The sequence below is a fragment of the Paenibacillus sp. FSL R5-0517 genome, assembly GCF_037974355.1.
Classification (GTDB): domain Bacteria; phylum Bacillota; class Bacilli; order Paenibacillales; family Paenibacillaceae; genus Paenibacillus.
In genome coordinates, this window is record NZ_CP150235.1 from 5093328 (window position 1) to 5107497 (window position 14170).

At 48.2% G+C, this 14170-nt stretch carries 10 protein-coding genes; 3 read left to right on the forward strand and 7 right to left on the reverse strand.

Features of this window, described 5'->3' with window-relative positions; all coding sequences use genetic code 11:
• The first annotated feature begins 94 nt into the window (after positions 1–94).
• The gene (locus MKX40_RS22740) at positions 95–1681 is read left to right on the forward strand and encodes a stalk domain-containing protein (protein ID WP_339236460.1); all 1587 of its coding nucleotides are present in this window, start codon (positions 95–97) and stop codon (positions 1679–1681) included.
• A 136-nt stretch (positions 1682–1817) separates the two neighbouring features.
• Here MKX40_RS22740 and MKX40_RS22745 read toward each other — a convergent pair whose 3' ends face one another.
• From MKX40_RS22745 to MKX40_RS22765, 5 genes are all read right to left on the reverse strand, one after another.
• Positions 1818–2030, reverse strand: coding sequence for a hypothetical protein (locus MKX40_RS22745; protein ID WP_339236462.1), 213 nt, complete (start codon positions 2028–2030; stop codon positions 1818–1820).
• A 159-nt stretch (positions 2031–2189) separates the two neighbouring features.
• On the reverse strand, positions 2190–4433 hold the full coding sequence (locus tag MKX40_RS22750; protein WP_339236465.1) for a carboxylesterase family protein: 2244 nt from the start codon (positions 4431–4433) through the stop codon (positions 2190–2192).
• A gap of 565 nt (positions 4434–4998) precedes the next feature.
• Positions 4999–6270 carry an amidohydrolase gene (locus MKX40_RS22755; RefSeq protein ID WP_339236468.1) on the reverse strand — a complete coding sequence of 424 codons (1272 nt, stop codon included), beginning with the start codon at positions 6268–6270 and terminating at the stop codon, positions 4999–5001.
• Positions 6271–6372: 102 nt separating this feature from the next.
• Positions 6373–7887: an AbgT family transporter gene (locus tag MKX40_RS22760; RefSeq protein ID WP_339236471.1), complete on the reverse strand. Its 1515-nt coding sequence runs from the start codon at positions 7885–7887 to the stop codon at positions 6373–6375.
• Between the two features lie 285 nt (positions 7888–8172).
• Positions 8173–9477 (reverse strand): hypothetical protein, encoded by a 1305-nt coding sequence (locus MKX40_RS22765; RefSeq protein WP_339236474.1) that lies wholly within the window; start codon positions 9475–9477, stop codon positions 8173–8175.
• Positions 9478–9769: 292 nt separating this feature from the next.
• Here MKX40_RS22765 and MKX40_RS22770 point away from each other — a divergent pair, with 292 nt between their 5' ends.
• Positions 9770–11389: an alkaline phosphatase gene (locus MKX40_RS22770; RefSeq protein WP_339243163.1), complete on the forward strand. Its 1620-nt coding sequence runs from the start codon at positions 9770–9772 to the stop codon at positions 11387–11389.
• A 163-nt stretch (positions 11390–11552) separates the two neighbouring features.
• Positions 11553–11918 (forward strand): VOC family protein, encoded by a 366-nt coding sequence (locus MKX40_RS22775; RefSeq protein ID WP_339236477.1) that lies wholly within the window; start codon positions 11553–11555, stop codon positions 11916–11918.
• Between the two features lie 114 nt (positions 11919–12032).
• Here MKX40_RS22775 and MKX40_RS22780 read toward each other — a convergent pair whose 3' ends face one another.
• Positions 12033–13256, reverse strand: coding sequence for a GNAT family N-acetyltransferase (locus MKX40_RS22780; protein WP_339236480.1), 1224 nt, complete (start codon positions 13254–13256; stop codon positions 12033–12035).
• Positions 13257–13459: 203 nt separating this feature from the next.
• The gene (locus tag MKX40_RS22785) at positions 13460–14146 is read right to left on the reverse strand and encodes a DUF4274 domain-containing protein (RefSeq protein WP_339236482.1); all 687 of its coding nucleotides are present in this window, start codon (positions 14144–14146) and stop codon (positions 13460–13462) included.
• Positions 14147–14170 lie beyond the last annotated feature (24 nt).

Here is a 14170-nt window from a genome sequence, read left to right on the forward strand (position 1 = left end):
ATTTCTTTTTAACATTTCACCCCTATACTAGGCCATGTCTGAAAACAATTGCACACACCATCACAACACGAAACGATAAAGGGGATCTGGAACATTGAAAAAGAGAAATCAATGGCTTGCTGTTCTGTCGATGACTGCCATTCTTAGCGCAGGAGCAACCAGCTACACATCCATGATTCATGCCGCTGATGCAACTAAATCTGCCAACGATCAAGTTGCACTGCGTACAGCCATCCAAAATATGCAAGGTACGGTCACCTGGAACGAAAACAGTCGCAGTGTTGATATCCAGATCGCAGATACTAAAGTCCAACTTCCTATAGGAACGTTCTCAGCAACCATTAACGGGGTAAAAACGCCTTTGGACAGTAAAAGCTACATCACCAAAGGTACAACGTATGTATCTTCCCAAACGCTAAAATTAATTACGGATCAACTGATCCTGAAACAAAATAAAACCGGTTTTGAACGAACCGCATCGTTTCAGATGCCCGGTGGCAAAGCAGAAATATCAGCCTCTACGCCAGATGGACAGCGCCTGCTCGTAACCGAAGCGGACAATGGCAGCATTTCTGTATTGAACATTGCTGACTTGAAAAATATCAGCGTATTGAAAACAGTCAGCTTCCATGAGCTCTCTGCCAAAGCTGAAGTCACCAGTGTAACCGTGTCCAAAGACGGCAAATACGGTCTGGCTGTTATTCGTACCGGGGATACGGACAGTGAAGCAAACAAAGGATTGCTTGCCATAGTGGATCTGACAACCTACAAAACTGTAAAAACATATGAACTCGGTATTGGTCCTGACTCGATTGCCCTGTCTCCTGACGGTCTGCATGCGGTGATTGCCATAGAAGACGAAGAGCTGAATAAAGCTGGCGATGAAATTGACTATGCCAACGCCAAACGTCCGGGTAGCATTATGGTTGTATCTTTTGCTGGTGGGAACGTATTGGAAGGTGAAATCACGAACTTGCCGGTATCTCTGGACCATGTTGAAGGCGCCATCTATCCGCATGATCCACAACCGGAGTATGTTGCCATTAGTCCGGATAGCAAAACTGCAGCCATCACGCTACAGGAGAACAACGTCGTTGCCATCGTAGATTTGGAGACCAAAAAGATCAGCTCCATCTTCGCTCTCGGTACCACCTCACATCAAGCGGATCTGAAAGATGATGGCATGATTCAGTTTAAAGAAACATTGACAGCTCGTTACGAACCGGATGGGATTGCTTTCTCGGCAGATGGTAAATACCTGCTGACAGCGAATGAAGGAGACTTGGGCAAGAATGAATTTGAGGATGGGGTAAAAGCAGGCGGACGTAATATTGCTGTCTGGGATCTGCAAGGCAAGCGGATGTACGATAGCCAAAACCTCATTGACACGGCAACCGCCATGGTTGGCTTGTACCCGGATGATCGCAGTCCCAACAAAGGCAGCGAAGTGGAGAATCTGACCGTGGCTACGGTGGACGGCACAACGTATGCAGCGGTCGCTTCCGAACGGGCAGATGCCATTCTGTTCTTCGAGCTTGCTGATCCCGTCAATCCGAACTATCTGGGTCTGATTCCTACAGCCGGAGAGTCACCAGAAGGCATTCATCGGGTTAACGGACGCAGCCTGTTTGTGAGTGCTGATGAAAGCACCGGAACACTTAGTTTTTTTGCCAAGAAATAGATGACGCATACGTGGCCCGCTAAGGCTGAAATAAACAGTTTCAGGCTGTATTGAGTAGGAAGGGGCAAAGAGCCCCTATCCTCTCTTACTATTGAACACGCTAATCCACGTATCTACATATAGTACGTACAGACGGTTAACGAGACTTTATACTCTCCAATTCCCGCCTGTTCCGCTCTACTTCCTCTTGTAACACTCGCACTTCCATCCTTAATGCGGATACTTCCTCTTTCACGCCAGACCGCTTCATCACAAGATAGAAGATCAGATATAATACAAGACCCATCATGATAAAGAAAATTAATAGCGTTATAATCCCAGCAATTCCTATAGAGCTAGCTCCATCCATAATGTACACGTCTCCCCTCTCGATGTTATTAATTTATATTTACAACAATACCATATTTAAGCATGACGAACAGTACAAAAAACCAAGAGAATAGGCTCCCTTGGCTTTCAATTTATCTATATACCTTTTATCTATATATCCCTTCCTACCCGGTGATCCTTATTCCCAGAAGAAACGGCCTGCAAACACTTTTTCAGTCAACAGTTTGTATGTTTCTTCAGACAATTCTTTTTTCATCTTCGCCATTACGGCTTCTTTGCCTTGATTATATTGTGTGGACATGCCAATCTCTGCCGTTGTATTACTTGCATCCAGACGCATGATCGGTGCTTGTGCATCTTTCGTCCAAGGTGTCCATGCCGCAAGATTAGGGGAACCACCCGTACCTGGATTGCCTGTGTACAGGAACTGCTTCAGGTATGCTGCCATCGCGATGGACAACTCATCACGTCCTGGTTTGTTCGTCTCGCTAAAGTATCCCTCAGGGAAATAGGCAGCAATGCCATCGGCGTGCCCTGTATAGAAGTCCATATCCGCACCATGTGGTGCGCCCAGTAACGTGAGCAAACGCTCAGAGATGACCCCAGGTTGTGTACCCCAAGTAAAACGATAAGCATATACCGGCGGCTGACCGGCTTCACTGGTCAATTGCTCCGCGACACGCTCTGCATTAAAGCCTGCATAAGCTTCACTACCGTATTTCAGAGCAGCAGCATATTGCTCCGCCTTGGTTTCATCGGTGAACAGCGTTCCATCCGCAATAGCTGGAGCGAAGTTTGGATCACCAAAGGCAAATCCGGAGAACTCCGTTTCCAGGCTGCCCAGTAATACAGGAACTTTCGTGTAATTGCCGTTCTGGATGGCTTCAAAGCCTTCTTTTGGAATCACGGTGCCGTCCCGGAACAGATGCGGGAATGGCTCCATACGGATTGCGGTTGCACCAAACGCTGTGACCAGCTTGTCCGCCGGCAGTGCACGCAGGTAGCTCTCCAGCTGTGCCGGAGATTGCTTGCTTATCCATGCTTTTGCTTCTTCTGCGTTAGCCGCTTTCCCCTCTTGCACGAGTAGCTTCACAAGTACATCCTCGGATTTTTGCTCGCCTTCTTCCGGTGATGCTGTCGTTAATCCTCCGCTGAAAGCAATAACTTTTTGATACAGTCCTTTGCTAAGCGGAGAGATCAGTGTTGCCAGCACATCACGCGCACCAGCAGATTGTCCGGCTAATGTAACATTGCTTGTATCTCCGCCAAACCCTGCAATATTATCCTGTACCCACTCCAGTGCACGGAATGCGTCGAGCAGACCATAGTTACCGGAGTCATCCAGGGCATTGCCGGTTTTCAGCGCTGCATTCTCGAAGAATCCGAGGGCCCCCAGACGGTAGTTCACGGAGATGATGATACTGTTGGTGCTCCGCGCAAGCTGTTCACCCTGAAAATCTTTACCTGATCCGGTCATATTCCCGCCACCGTGCAGGAACACCATCACCGGAAGTTTAGAACTGGTTGTGTCAGGACGCCAGATATTGAGGTACAGTGAATCCTCACTGCCTACTGTATTCTTGCCGGAGATCTGCAAGCTGTTCGCTGCAAATTCCTTAGCCGATCTAGTTCCTGCCCAAGCTTCAGGTTCTTGTGGAGCTTTCCAACGCAGTTCACCTACCGGAGGTGCGGCGTATGGAACACCGAGCCAGCCGAGCGTGCCATATTGCTCATATTTTTTGCCCTCAATCGCACCATATTTGGTCTGTTGCAACGTTTGAGGTTTGAACGCGCCAGCTACTTTATGTTTCAACCAGCTCTGCTCCAAGGTTCCATTGCCGTTCTTAAGCTGTATTTGCAAAGCCTGTGCAGTTGCTTCGGCCATCAGTCGATTGGTAAGCTCACTCGCTCCCTTCCCTTGAAGTGCCTTGATTCCTTTCCCAGCCGCATAGGTGGAAGAAGCCCCTTGCTCATAATCCGTACCTACTTCATATCCAAGCACCTTCAACAGCATTGTGGCATAATCTTCCGCTGTAAGGGGTGCATTAGGCTCAAATTTCTCCGTTCCCGTTACGATCTCAGCCACATACGGATGCTGCTTCAAGTAACCAACGACCGGTTGCAATACTTTTCCTGCCTGAGCCGCATCGTCATACGTTACCGATCCCTGATAGGTGAGTGCTTCTTTCTCCAATCCGGACAAACGCAAGTACAGTACTGCGGCTTGAATGCGTGTAGCTTTTTTATTCAAATAAGCCGCATTAACACCTTGACCGCTACCACGAATAAGCTCCGATTGGATCAGCTTGTCCATCGCTGCTGAAGAAGAGGTTGCTGTATTTCCTGCTGCATATGCCGGTAACCCGGATACACATAAACCCAGAATGGTTGCTATGGCAATCGAACGTTTAATGCTTTTCATGTCAACAATCTCCTCGCTGTCAAATAGTGTGTGATGGGATAATTGCATTGGAAATGTGCATCTTTGAATCAGTATTCCAATGTCTGGATGAGTCTATTTCTCTATTTCAGAAAACTAAATCTGCTGCACTCCTTTCTGCTCGAAATATCCGCAACGACGCTTGCAGTCATGCCTTCAGGCATTTTTTGTATAAAAAAACCTGAACCGAAGGCAAACAGACATCGCTTTAGCGTGATCTGCTGCCCTCAATTCAGGTTTTGCCTGCAATCAGTAACAACCCTGAGGAATGAGGCTCATTCCATATGAGAATGTAAACGCAATCATTCATCTGATGAACAAAGAACCAACGAATGAACTGACACAGGTATTGCCCTTACACGGTTACAATCCTGTTGTTATGGTGATGTTAGCACATAATGTAAGCGTTCGCAATATCTTTTTTATCATCTTCTTATTCTCCATACAAGGGCTAACCAGAAAAACCCGCACTTTTCATGCGGGCCTGAACTTAGCTTCCATCCTGATGATCCAGACAGCTAACTCCTAGTCATGAATATCGACCATCCTATAGATCTGTTGTTTGCAGGGTACGTGCCAATTTCTCCAGCAGTTCCACCGCAGGCGCCAATACCGCTTCATCAATATCAAATTCGGGATGATGATGCGGGGCAGGTAACTCGCTGCCAACAATCATATACGTGGCTTTGCCACCTTGCTCTTGGACTCGCCGGATCATATAACTGGCATCCTCGCTGCCGAGAGCAGCACTATCCGAAATAGCCTCCGCATGGGTGAAACCAGCGATGCCTTCCGCTTGCTGAACCGCAAGCTCTGCAAGTTCCATATCACATCGAATCGGGATGGCACTTCCAACCACTTCAACGGAAGCGGTTAGTTCGTGCATGGCTGCGCTATGCTCAATGATGTTCCGCACGCGGCGCTCCAGCTCTCGATTCGTTTCTTCACTGGTCGAACGTGTCTCAATAACCATGCGGGCATGCTCAGCAATAATATTAGCCCCTGTTCCACCTTCCAGAATGCCTACATTAATCCGGGTATCTGCTGAGCTGAAGCGGGGAAGTGCATGAATGTTGAGCATGGCGGTCGCTGCGCCCAGCAGCGCGTTCCGGCCTTCCTCCGGTGTAGCCCCTGCATGGGAAGATACACCGGTGAAATGTGCTTCCAGCTTGGTCGTTGCCAGGAATCCGGCAGACGCACCTCTAATATGACCGGATGGCACACCGGTACCTAAGTGCATACAGAACAGGCGATCCACCTGTTCTAGCATTCCTTTTTCAACCATGGCATATGCTCCGCGCACACCTTCTTCGGCAGGTTGGAATAACAGCCGAATCTTGCCGGCAAACTTCCGGTTACTCAACCGTTCTGCAAGCGCCAGTCCGATCGTTGTATGCCCATCGTGTGCACAGGCATGCATAATGCCTTCATGACGGGAACGAAATTGTGCTGCTTGCGGTGCATGTTGTTCCAACTTGCTCTCACGGATCGGCAATGCATCCATATCGAAGCGGAACGCTGTCGTTGGCCCCTCCTGCTCCCCTTGAATTTCAGCAACAACGGCGGTGAATCCTCCTCGCATCTGTTCCACGATCACCGGATCTGCACCTTCACGGAGGGCACGCTGATATGCATCTTCCAAGACTTCGGGCTTCGGCAACCCGCGCCGTGATGTGTCATCAATTGCATCTTTTCCGTAAGTGACGCTATACCCCAGTTCCGTCAGGATTTGCACCACTTTGGTCGCAGTACGAAATTCCGTAAATCCCAGTTCAGGATGTGCATGCAGGTCCCGGCGAAGTGCGATAATATCCATCATATGTTATTTCCCCTCTCTCCAACCTCTATCTATTTGATCGTGTATTCAGACCTACACGACTCATTCAACGTTATACGTCACTAAGCTTGCTCTGCTGATCCCCTACAATCTTGCGTTTACTCCCGGACCAAGTGGCAAGTTGAAGGCGTACCATAGAATGACCATAACCACCCACACCGAGAAGAATGCAATCGAATATGGCAAAATCAGTGAATAATACGTTCCCAGCTTCGCATCTTTACGGTACTCCTGCAGAAATCCTACGAACAGCGGTACAAAAGGCGATACCGGAGCCAATGGAATAACGACCGAATCCGATACCCGAAAAATAACCTGAGTGAATGCCGGATGGAATCCAAGCAGCATCATCATTGGAATAAATACCGGGGCAAGAATGGACCAGATCGCTGATCCACTTGCGATGAACATCGTCAGCAATGCCGACAGGAAAATCAATCCGATCACCACCGGAATGCCATTAATGCCTGTCTTTTCTAGCAAATCGGTAATTGTAAGTGCCAGAAATTTGCCCATGTTGCTCCAGTTGAACATCGCCACGAATTGGGACAACGGGAACACCATCACGATAAAACCAGCCATCGTTTTGATCGGTTCAATGAGCAGTTTTGGCAGATCGTTCTGATTTTGGATCACTTTCAGTTTAATGCCGTAAGTCAGCGCTACGGTAAAGAAGAACAGTAAAATGACAGGAACAATCCCGGCCAGGAAAGGCGAACCCATAACACTTCCCGTTTCCGGGTTACGAAGAACGCCATTCGAAGGGATCACCATGAATGAAATGACTGCGATAAAAAGCAATGCAGCAATCCCCGATGCACGTAATGCCCGGTTTTCTTCAGGTGTCGGTGCTTCGAGCTTATACACTCGCTCCCCTTCGTAACGGCCCAGACGTGGTTCCAGGAATCTGTCCGTCATGAACCCGGCAACGAGAGTCAGCACAATAACTGAAGCGGACATAAAGTACCAGTTATCCAGAACCGTAACGCCCACATTGGGATCTACAGAGGTTGCAATCTCAGTACTAATGCCTGACAGCAATACATCGGTGGTCACAATAAGCATATTGGCTGTAAAACCTGCGCCAACCCCAGCAATGGCGGCAATCAATCCGGCAACCGGATGTCTGCCTACCGCGAGAAAGATCAGCGCTCCAAGCGGAGGCATGATCACAAGCGCTGCATCTGAGGACACATGGCTGAAAAAAGCGATGAAAATGACGAGATAACTGGCGTAACGCGCAGGTACCCGAACAGCCATTTTACGCATAACCGCTTCGAGAAGACCCACCTTCTCCGCCAGACCAATGCCCAGCACCAGAGCCAGGATGGATGCCAGTGGTTTGAAATCAGCAAAGTTCTTGACCACATTCGGCAACAGCCACTGAATTCCCTCCCTGCTCAGCAAGTTCTTGACATGTACCTGTTCCCCATCAATCGGGTTATGTGCCGTCGCATTAAAGAGCGATAACACCAGTGTGGCAACCATCAGGGCGACAATGAGATAGATAAACAATAAAAACGGATTGGGAAGCTTGTTCCCTACTTTCTCTACCCAACCAAAAAGTCCTGTGTTCTCCTGTCTGTCCGCTTTGACCATGCAAACAACCCCCTGACTGTGATGGAACTGCCTCTGGATAGACTGAACAAGTCTGATGAAGGTCTTGTCCCCGTTAGCAGATCATTAACGTACATTTAACGAAAATGTCGTAATTTTAGGACATTATATAATTATCCCCGCACAAAGTTCAATACCTGTGTTATGTATTTTAACACTGGAAATAAAAAAACCGCTGAGCCAGCCTTGTCATTTTGTCCTCTCCACACGGACATGAGACATAAGGTTGCATCATCGGTTTTAGTAATTTGTTCTATGTTCGCTAACCTAACGCAAGAGACGATAACGGTTACTAGGCCTTCCGCGCCTTGTATTCAGCTCATTGCCAGCAATTTCGGCCAGTGCAAAAGCAGTAAGACTGCCCATAATACGTTGTACGTGCCTGATGGTCATGGAGAGCCCTGAAGCCAACTCACCGGCTGTAAATTCTTCTTTGCCCATTCGGCGTATGTAGGCCTTTATTTTCTGGAATGTACGAATACTGACGCCTGCCTTGTTCAATTGTTCCAGCAATTCAATATCACTTGAATAAGTTTCGTAGGATAATTCGTGGTCTTCTCCTGCCGCCTCGACAATGGTTCCATCCGTCTCATAGATAATAATCCGTCCAGCCTCATCATCCTTGGCGTACTGAATAGCTTTACGTGCATGTCGTTCGGCATCAAATGCCGTCTCCCCGAACCCAATCCCGCCGAAGGAAGGCAAGTCTGTATCCAGCTCCAACTGTTGCATGGTCGAATGCAGTGAATCCATACTACGGGCCATCACACCTCTCGAACCATACATCAGGTACCTTCCGGTGCCGTCCTGATGAAGTGATCCATCAATTTGTTCACAGTGTCGCAGCAGCACTCCCTTGATCTTCAGCTCCATATACTGCAACTGATACCGCTCCGTCGACAGTTCTCCCGCTTCATGTAATCGATCAATCTCAATCATGAGCACACCTATCTGACTATCCTTGAACGCTGAACTGCGAATCTGTTCTATTAACATACGTACGGCTTGAACCGTTTCCTGCTTGGTTGAATCAATTTTGAAGACGGGTACCCCGCGTTCCACCAGACCTTCATACACCGCGTACAGACAGGTAATCGCTGCTTTGGTAATCCCCTCTTGCCAATGCCGCACGTGAAACCCGATCATTTCTTCCACATCGTAATCGATGGAAAACACGTATTTACGTAATTGCTCCTGTGAGATATTCAGCTCTTCCAGACTGTCCATCAACCCCCAGCTCTCGTTGTCCGTCATATCAATGGAGATATCTTTCACCGGACTGTCCAAGGTGTAAATGGCCTGAAGCATCGCCTTATACAAGCTGGCCCCAGTAGGAGGGCAGTATATCGCATGTTCTTTTTCCGAAAGTTCAGCCTGAGCACTCAGATAAGGAATCGGCCCCGTAAATACCCATCCGTGTACATTCTCCCGACTTCGTCTAATGATGTCTCCCGTTTCTCTTGCATGTTCATAGGCATATGGCTCGTAGCTCGCCCCCAGATTGTGTCCCTGCAACGCACGCATGGTTCGCTCAATGGATGGCCTCGGCCCTACGATTCCGATTCGATACATCTACACCCCTCCTTCTCTCACGCCACAATTCAACATAGATCATATCGCTCCGAATGTTCCGTGGGTTATAAGTCTTAATTATATACAGAACCGACGATATAACAAAACAGATTACAGTTCGCTTAAAGTCCATCTTTTTTCATTTAATCGTAAATTTTACATATAGTTAATCCATTTCATACATTGGTTTAGCATTGGTTGTATACACTGGGCTCAGGATACAAAACAAACTATACATATATTCTAGGAGGATGCATTCATGTTAAACCGTTTTAATGTCCGTGCAGCCAAAATGATGCTCGCGGTGACAACAATTGTTACAGCTACACTCGGAGGAGGAAGTGCAGCGTGGGCTGTGGAAGACACCACCTCAAAGACATCTGCATCACCGATAAAAAATGTGATTATTCTCATTCCCGACGGCATGGCTAACGATGCCACTGCTCTGGCTCGTTGGTATAAGGGCTCGTCCCTGACGCTGGATTCCATGGCAAGCGGCATGGTTCGTACACACTCTGCAGATGCGCCGATTGCGGACTCGGCTCCTGCTGGAACTGCTTTTGCAACAGGCTACAAATCGCATACCGGATTCGTCGGTGTACTGCCGGACAAAGCTACGATGCCTGGGCAAAAGGCGATTGCGCCTGGAGACGCAAGAAAACCGGTCGCTTCTGTACTGGAGGCTTCCAAACTAGCTGGCAAAGCAACCGGTATTATATCCACATCCGAGATTATGCACGCCACACCCGCGGACTTCTCTGCTCACTACCCGGATCGGAAAAACTATGATGCCCTCAGTAAACAACAAGTCTATAATGGCATGGATGTTGTGTTGGGCGGAGGTAGCAAATACCTTGAGCCTGCGGGTCGCCAAGACGGCGAGAATCTGGTTTCGTCCATCAAAGCACTGGGTTACGATTACGTCACTACACCGGCTGCAATGAAAGCATCCGATTCGAACAAGCTGTGGGGGATGTTCGCACCAGCGGGCATGGCTTACAATATGGACCGTGATCCAGCGAAGCAACCAAGTCTTGCTGAGATGACATCCAAAGCGATTGAAGTTCTGTCCAAAGACGAAGACGGCTTCTTTCTGATGGTTGAAGGTAGTAAAGTAGACTGGGCAGCTCATGCCAATGATCCGATTGGTATTATCAGTGATGTGCTGGCTTTTGATGATGCCGTAAAAGTAGCCATGGATTTTGCCAAAACGGATGGAGAGACTGCGGTTGTGGCTGTAACTGACCACCAGAACGGTGGACTCACGATTGGTAATGCCTCCACAACTGGCACATATGATAAAGAGCCGTTGTCCACATTTATCGGACCTTTGAAAAAGGCCAAACTGACAGGTGAGGGTGTTGAAGCGAAGCTAAATGCCAAGCGTACAAACATCAAAGCAGTGATGAAACAATACTATGGCATTACCGATCTGACTTCCAAGGAGATTGCCACAATTAAAACGGCTGAGCCGGGTAGTCTTAACTATGCAATCGGTCCAATGATCAGCAAACGGGCAGGGATTGGTTGGACAACCGGTGGTCATACAGGTGGAGATGTCGTACTTTACACGTATGCTCCCAACAATGACCGTCCATTCGGGGTAATCGATAACACGGATGTCGCCAAATATATGGCACGTGTACTGGATCTCGATCTGGACAGCGTGAACAAACAATTGTTTGTACCTGCCAAACAGGCATTTACAGCCAAAGGCGCAACATACAAACTGGATCTCACTGACGCCAAAAATCCAAAGATCCTCGTTACCAAAGGCAACACCAAGCTGGAACTGCAAATCTATAAAAATATTGCACTGGTGAACGGCAAAAAGAAAGCTTTGGAAGGTGTCATTGTCTATAACGGTTTAGAGGCATTTGTACCACAAGGTGCAGTGGATCTCATTCAATAATTGATAGAACCAACGGAACGAACGGAGATTATACGATTTGGCTGCCGAATATCTCGGCAGCTATTTTATTGTTTGCTGATAAGGAGTAGGTTCCTGGTAGCACCTATCGTATAATGAACGTAACCAAAATACATATCATGCAAGAAAAAGGAGAAATTCACCCATGTTGATCAAATTAAACTGGATCACGCTGAGGGTCAGTAGTTTGGAAGCTTCGCTCAGGTTCTATCACGACATGCTCGGACTTCCCATTCAGCGCAGATTCGAAAGCCGCGGAAGGCAGATTGCCATGCTCGGCATGGAGAATGAAACCAAGCTGGAACTGATTGAGGGCAGTGAATCCGTTCTTAAACCAGAGGCTGGCGTGTCGATCGGGTATGAGGTGAACTCGCTGGATGAAGCGATGGAACGACTGGCAGAGCTAAATATTCCGATTGTACGCGGCCCCATCCAGCCCAATCCGCATCTACGGTTTATTTACATTACAGATCCAGATGGCTTCGAGGTGCAACTCGCAGAGCATGTCTAATTTAGGCGATTGTGATAGGAGTGTGCCTATCACGATAACCAGTTGTTTGTACATGTGTGCAGTCAAACCTGTATGCCCCCCTCCTAGGGCAGCGTAAAACGTTATTGTGTCTGTTTACAGCTTCATGCGGCGCATCAGCGGCACACCTATGCGATTCAGCAACCGATCAAGCAGCATCCAGCACCAGCGTCTGCCCCATGGAAGGTGGCGCTCATACACAGCCGAATACTCAAAATCCGCCACAGCACCCCGATTGCGCTTAAACTGAGCTGCTCCCGCGCTCTCATGCAACAGATGGCCGTTCTCCCGAGCCTGTCTGATCAGACAGGCGGATAACATGCGGTATAGTCCGACGGACTGGGACACCGCTGTATCGTAACCGAACAACGGTGTTGTCATGATTCCATTTCGGCAGAAATAACCCATGACCGCGTCCAAGCGCCCCTTCTTTCGCAGTCCATACAGCCTGAGTGTTCCTGATGCCATCGCAGCAGCAATGAACCGTTCGGTGAACTGCGGATTGTGATAGGAGTATTTTTCGAGATATAACCGCTTGTACAACTCTACGATTCGCGGAATATCTGCATCTGTCATTTCTACTTCGGAAACAAATTCATACTCGTGCTTGGCCAACAATTCGTAATCCCTCTTCAAGAGCCAGCGCGATTTTGAGTTGCCAAAATTCGGATCATTCGCTTGGTACAGATAGATCTGTCGGCTCGGAATCAGTCGACACCCCACTTCGGTTAGCCTCGCCGTCAGATCGGGATGAAGTCCCGAACACAAGGAGCGAAATACAATGACGTGCTCCGGGTATCTCTCTTGTACTACTGCAAGCAAACATTCTGCCTGTTCACCGGACATGGCTGGATAGAGATTGGTGGACAACAGCCAGTTGTTCACATGCACGACTTTGTTAATCTGTGATTGCTTCATTCCCCAACCGATTAGACTGAGCAGCGCACTAAGGCCTTTTTCCAACACGGGTTTCTGCAACATGCTCAATTCCTGCTTCGCGTAACTCACGTAATGCGTATATGGCGAACAGACGTAAGCATTATCATACTCTGCATCATTCACCGTCAGTGGAATAACGAGATCGTCGATCCGGGCGAGCAGCACTGTGGTCTCCACGTTGGACATATAACTCCGGGACCCTTGCTGCAAGATGGGTTCCAGATAAGCTCTGGCATATCTGCCGTCCTCCGTATCGGGCCAGTCCATGTCTTTGAACGAATGCTGATCATAAAGACGCACACGTTCGATGCAATTGTCATTCCTAACCTCATATGTATGTAGATCGCAACCCGATCTGTCGTTCCCTGCTTTATTCTTCAACCTTTTACTCCCCCATAAGGTAACATCATCTGTACACAAACCATATAGCTATTCATACTCCTTTTCGGTCGACAGAGCTGCTTCCCACTCTCAATCATATAGAAATGTTCGATACTTCCAGCCTGCAACTGATCCACTCTGGCTCTCTGGCTTATATACCTTTTACTCCATTGAATTCACTACTCAACCTTGGATTCTCTCATCTAGCCTCTTTGGGATAATCGCTCTGCCAGCTGACGATAAGCCAGACCATCTTCTCTCTCGTTGACTTCATCTTCATCCATCTTAAGCCAGTAGTCCGCATCCAGCAGTTCTGCCATGTCTAACCGCGTAATCTCTGCACATTCGGAATGTTCACACACTGCAATCATCGGCTCAGGACTGTCGTCCCAGTTGTACCCGTTCACGATGGCATGAAGGAGTACAGCTGAATTCAGTGCACGGATTTGGGCAGCCGCCTTGTCTGGAGACTCCTCGTACAAAATTTCATCGACAACACTTTGTTCCGCCTGGGTCAGCTTGAGTCTGACTGCTCCTTGAGTGTCCAGTAACATGTCTGCGATATCCGGGTTACGTCTGGCTGCGTTCCAGGCACTAGCCTGAATTCCATGGGGAGCATCCAGTTTGACTCCATGTTCAATCAATAACGGAATGGCTTCAAGCTGCTTGAACTTCACCGCTTTTTTCAGCGCGGTATCCCCTTTGTCCTCTAGTTCCAAGTCAGGACCTGTTTCGAGAAGACAACGGATCGCTTCAATCGGCATACGATTTGTCAAAAAGAGCATCAGCGGTGTACGCCCGCGATCATCCTGTTCGTTGATATCCAAGACACCGACAGCTTCTCTGACTTGCTCCACATCTTTGGATTTGCTAATCTCCACCCAATTCATAGTTCGTTCTCCACCATCCTCTTC

Coding starts and splice junctions, on each gene's coding strand:
- MKX40_RS22745 (WP_339236462.1), bottom strand. CDS start 2,030: ATGGATGGAGCTAGCTCTATAGGAATTGCTGGGATTATAACGCTATTA.
- MKX40_RS22750 (WP_339236465.1), bottom strand. CDS start 4,433: ATGAAAAGCATTAAACGTTCGATTGCCATAGCAACCATTCTGGGTTTA.
- MKX40_RS22755 (WP_339236468.1), bottom strand. CDS start 6,270: ATGATGGATATTATCGCACTTCGCCGGGACCTGCATGCACATCCTGAA.
- MKX40_RS22760 (WP_339236471.1), bottom strand. CDS start 7,887: ATGGTCAAAGCGGACAGACAGGAGAACACAGGACTTTTTGGTTGGGTA.
- MKX40_RS22765 (WP_339236474.1), bottom strand. CDS start 9,477: ATGTATCGAATCGGAATCGTAGGGCCGAGGCCATCCATTGAGCGAACC.
- MKX40_RS22770 (WP_339243163.1), top strand. CDS start 9,770: ATGATGCTCGCGGTGACAACAATTGTTACAGCTACACTCGGAGGAGGA.
- MKX40_RS22775 (WP_339236477.1), top strand. CDS start 11,553: ATGTTGATCAAATTAAACTGGATCACGCTGAGGGTCAGTAGTTTGGAA.
- MKX40_RS22785 (WP_339236482.1), bottom strand. CDS start 14,146: ATGAATTGGGTGGAGATTAGCAAATCCAAAGATGTGGAGCAAGTCAGA.